Below are 3,167 nucleotides of genomic sequence, written 5' to 3' on the forward strand. Positions count from 1 at the left end.
CCCGACCCTGCTCGATCTCGCGCAGCCGGTCGTCCAAGTGCCGCAGCGACTCCTGGATCGGCCGCCCCACCTGCGCGAACTGTTGGTCGGCCAGCCCGAGCAGCCGGTCGGTCGACCGGTCGAGCGCCTCCGCCGAGGGCCCGCGCCCCCGGCCGCGCTCCCACAGCACGCCCAGCGCCAGCCCCAGGGCCAGCCCGATCAACAGCAACGCGAGTTGTCCGGAGTTCACAGCAACAATCGTGGGAGTTCCCGGGCCCGCGGACAACTAGACTTGCCGTCCATGGGGCTCCAGATCGGAATCGTCGGACTGCCGAACGTCGGCAAGTCGACCCTTTTCAACGCGCTGACCAAGAACGACGTGCTCGCCGCCAACTACCCGTTCGCGACGATCGAGCCGAACGTCGGAGTGGTCGGCGTGCCCGACCAACGGCTTAATGTGCTCGCGCGGCTGTTCAAGTCGGAGCGGATGGTGCCCGCCACCGTCTCCTTCGTGGACATCGCCGGGATCGTGAAGGGCGCCTCGGAGGGCGAGGGCCTTGGCAACAAGTTCCTGGCGAACATCCGTGAGGCGGACGCGATCTGCCAGGTCGTCAGGGTGTTCGACGATCCGGACGTGCACCACGTGGCCGGCAAGATCGATCCGCGCGACGACCTGGAGACCATCAACACCGAGCTGATCCTGGCCGACCTGCAAACCATCGACAAGGTACTGCCGCGCCTCCAGAAGGAGGCGCGGATGGCCAAGGACAAGCAGCCGGTGGTCGCCGCGATCGAGCAGGCCAAGAAGATCCTCGACGAGGGCGTCACGGTCTTCGCCGCCGGGCTCGACACCGCGCCGCTGCGCGAGCTGCACCTGCTCACCGCGAAGCCGTTCATCTACGTGTTCAACGTCGACGACGAGGAGCTGGCCAACGATCGGCTCCAGGACGAGATGCGCGCCCTGGTCGCCCCGGCCGAGGCGGTCTTCCTCGACGCGAAGATCGAGTCCGAGCTGATCGACCTGCCCGACGAGGAGGCCCTCGAACTGCTCCAGAGCATGGGCCAGGACGAGTCCGGCATCACCCAGCTCGCCCGGGTCGGCTTCGACACCCTCGGGTTGCAGACCTACCTGACCGCCGGTCCGAAGGAAGCGCGGGCCTGGACGATCCGCAAGGGCGCCACGGCTCCCGAGGCGGCGGGCGTCATCCACACCGACTTCCAGCGCGGCTTCATCAAGGCCGAGGTGATCTCGTTCCGCGACCTGGTCGCCGCGGGCTCCGTCGCCGAGGCCCGCGCCCGTGGCAAGGCCCGTATCGAGGGCAAGGACTACGTGATGGTCGACGGCGACGTGGTGGAGTTCCGCTTCAACGTCTGATTCAGCACCTGATGGCGCCCTCGGGCACGCGGCCTGCCGAGCGCTAGTTCGAGCTCGCGCTCGCGATCGTCAGGATGAGGACGATCCAGCCGGTCAGGAGCAGCCCGGAGATGATCGTCCCGGCCATCGCCTGACCGCGGCCGACGCCGATGGTGCGTGCCTTGGACAGCCCGATGAAGCCGAAGGGCAGCGCGATGGGCAGCAAGCAGGGCACGAAGATGCCGACCAGCGCGAGGACCAGCGCCGTGACCGCCATGCCGTTGTCGGTGGCGCTCGGACGGTACCCATAGGGGAGCGGGGCACCGGTCTGCCCGTACTGGAACTGCGCTTGGGGCGGATACGGCTGCGCGGGCACGCCTTGGGCAGGGTATCGCTGCGGTGACCGCGGCGTCTGCGGGATGGGGCGCGGCGGCGTGCCCGTGTACGGCGGGTTGGCGTAAGGCGCGTTCGGATAAGACGAGTTCGGCCTCGGAGTACTCGGCGGCGCGAATGGTGGCGGAGTGTTGACCCTCGGCTGTGCCGGGGTCGGCTGTGCCGGTGTTTGGACTCTCGGCTGGACCGGCGGCGGGATCAGCGGTGCCTGCTGTTGTTGCTGAGGTGCCTGAGGTGGAGGCATCGGCTGCCGCATAGGAGCCGGACGCGGGGGCGTGTTCACGGCGCCGTAGGGCATCGAGGCGTGCCCATCAGGCGTAGGTACGCCTCCCGCGGAGTCCTTGTTCAACGCATCGGTGGCCTGAGCCAGGATGTCCGACACGACAGCGCTGGGCAGCCAGCCCGGAGTCGGCCGTTCGGCCGGATGCGCCTCCAGAGCCCGCGCCACCTCAACAGCAGACGGTCTGGCGGCGGTATCGGTGAGGAAGCAGCGGCCTATCAGCTCGGCGAGAGTGTTCGGCAGCGCCGCGTCGAGCAGGGGCCCGACGGCCAGCGCTCGCGCGTACTGCTCCTGCGCGCCGCCGCGTCCGTAGGGACCGGCAGCGGTGGCCGCGTAATGCAGGATCGCCGCGAGAGAGAACACATCCGAAGGCGGCCCGAAGGCACCGTGGGTCAGCTGCTCCGGGGCCATGTAGGGCGGCGACCCGCTCACCATGCCGGTCCTGGTCAGTCCGGCCTCGGCGACACCACGCGCGATGCCGAAGTCGATGACTTTCGGTCCGGTGGCGGTCAGCAGCACGTTTCCGGGCTTCAGGTCCCGGTGCACCAAGCCCACGCCGTGGATCGCGGCCACCGCGCGGGCGACGCAGACCCCGAGGATCCGCACCGAGTCCGCGGGCAGCGGGCCGAACCGGCGTACCGCGTCCTCGACCGAGATCCCCGGTACGTAGGCGGTGGCCAGCCACGGGGTCGGGCCGTCCGGATCGGCGTCCACGACCTCGGCGATGTACTCGTCTCGCACTCGCCGCGCGGCCGCGACCTCGTGCGAGAACCTGGTCCGGAACTCCGCGTCGGCGACCAGTTCGCCGTGGATCGTCTTGACCGCGACCGCCCGGCCGGTGGACTCGGCCCGGCCGAGGTACACCCGCCCCATGCCGCCCCGGCCGAGCCGGGCGACCAGGCGGAACGGTCCTATGCGAGCGGGATCGCCCGACGCGAGCGGCTCCATGACCTCCCCCGAGTGTGAGAACCGTATTGAACCGCGCGACGTCGGCGCCGTGCAACAACGGCCGGGTTAAGGCCAACGCCGTTCAGTTAGGCGTGGCGGGCGCGTGTCAAGGCCTGTCGGTAGGCAAGGCAGCGGAGCTCCTGTAGAAGAGGGCTGTCACTCCAAGACGTCCTCGGAACAGGGGCTCCGCTGTTGGACCAGGTTTCCATATCG

The 3,167-nt window shown here is 69.4% G+C and carries 2 protein-coding genes and 1 pseudogene; 1 reads left to right on the plus strand and 2 read right to left on the minus strand.

Annotation, left to right across the window (positions count from 1 at the left end; all coding sequences use genetic code 11):
- Nucleotides 1–229, minus strand: a pseudogene (locus VGS97_RS18565) (DNA recombination protein RmuC); the annotation flags it as partial.
- Nucleotides 230–280: 51 nt separating this feature from the next.
- Between VGS97_RS18565 and ychF the strand changes: the two are divergent.
- A complete protein-coding gene (ychF, locus tag VGS97_RS18570) occupies nucleotides 281–1,354 on the plus strand; it encodes a redox-regulated ATPase YchF (protein WP_326854839.1) in 1,074 nt (357 codons plus the stop codon).
- Between the two features lie 43 nt (nucleotides 1,355–1,397).
- On the opposite strand, the gene VGS97_RS18575 is transcribed toward ychF, so the two are convergent.
- Complete coding sequence (locus VGS97_RS18575; protein WP_326854840.1) at nucleotides 1,398–2,954, minus strand: protein kinase domain-containing protein; 1,557 nt, start codon at nucleotides 2,952–2,954, stop codon at nucleotides 1,398–1,400.
- Nucleotides 2,955–3,167: the final 213 nt, after the last annotated feature.

The sequence above is a fragment of the Actinocrinis sp. genome, from assembly GCF_035946395.1.
In the GTDB taxonomy this organism is placed as follows: Bacteria; Actinomycetota; Actinomycetes; order Streptomycetales; family Catenulisporaceae; genus Actinocrinis.